The sequence below is a fragment of the Bacillus sp. JJ1503 genome (assembly GCF_036965125.1).
Classification (GTDB): domain Bacteria; phylum Bacillota; class Bacilli; order Bacillales; family Cytobacillaceae; genus Cytobacillus.
Window position 1 is genome coordinate 2,284 of the sequence record NZ_JBALOZ010000417.1, and the last position, 1,109, is coordinate 3,392.

Here is a 1,109-nt window from a genome sequence, read left to right on the forward strand (position 1 = left end):
CGAGTTGGATTTAATTAAATTGTTGTAGGCGTGGGTCTTTTTAAAACGATCATTTTTATTGATGAGGATAATCTTTCCAACGCGAAAGAAGAAATTATTCTTATTACGCTTAGAGGGAGGGATTAGATGAAGTTTACCATCATAACTGATCACACAACTAGCCATTCAATCTCACTTCATTCGACTGTATTAAAAAAGCTATCAATCTCTAAGCTTCAGGTGATTAATGTAAAAATAGGGATTATAGAAAAACCTGGGGTAACCTTAAGAAAGCATCAGCAAGATAAAGCGGTTATTCATATATCAGCTGACCTTGTAGCAGGTTTTTCGCTTCCAGATTCTATTGACTATGAAGTAATAGTCGGGGAAGAGACACTATTAATCGGCCCTATTATTGGGCTTTTTATAAAAGGGGAAGTAAATGAAATGACTAAGAGAAATATAGATCACTTTAAAAAATATTTAATTGATTACCAGCATATAAACGGTCTCATTTTATTGGTAACTTATGATGGGATTGACGAAAAGAACAAGATTGTTAATGGTTTTGCCTATAATCCAATTGAAAATGAATTTACGAAAGGGACTTTTCCATTTCCTTCAGTTTTATTTTGCAGGAAGACGTTAAAGGAAGCTGACAGGATGATAATACAGAATTTAGTAGGATCTAAATACTTTAACTCCCATGTTATTAATAAATGGGAAATATGGCAATGGCTTTCTATGAGTGATAAATTAAGCCGAAGCCTGCCTGAGACTGGTTTAGCGGTGAATCTCAAGGAAGTAAAGAAGCTAATAGATGAAAGCGGATGTATTTACTTAAAGCCTATTTCAGGAAGTCAGGGAAAGGGAATTTATCAGTTGGAGAAAAATGGGGAAAAATATAAATTAAATTACCGGTTAAATGGAATAAACATGACCACGATTTTAGATAACTGGGATGCAGTGATAAATTATTTGGTGACAGAATTGGATCTAAAAAAATATATTTTTCAAAAAAGGATCCCCTTACTAAAATCTAATAATCGGATTATAGATTTTCGGGTAATTGTTGTTAAAGACCAATACGGATCCTGGGTTGTCCCTGGTATGATAACAAGGTATGGAGT

Annotated in this window: 1 protein-coding gene; it reads left to right on the forward strand. The window is 33.7% G+C overall.

The annotated features are described in order from the left end of the window. Positions 1-126: 126 nt before the first annotated feature. The coding region (locus V7149_RS24165; RefSeq protein ID WP_335348118.1) for a YheC/YheD family protein at positions 127-1,109 on the forward strand (983 nt) is incomplete at its 3' end.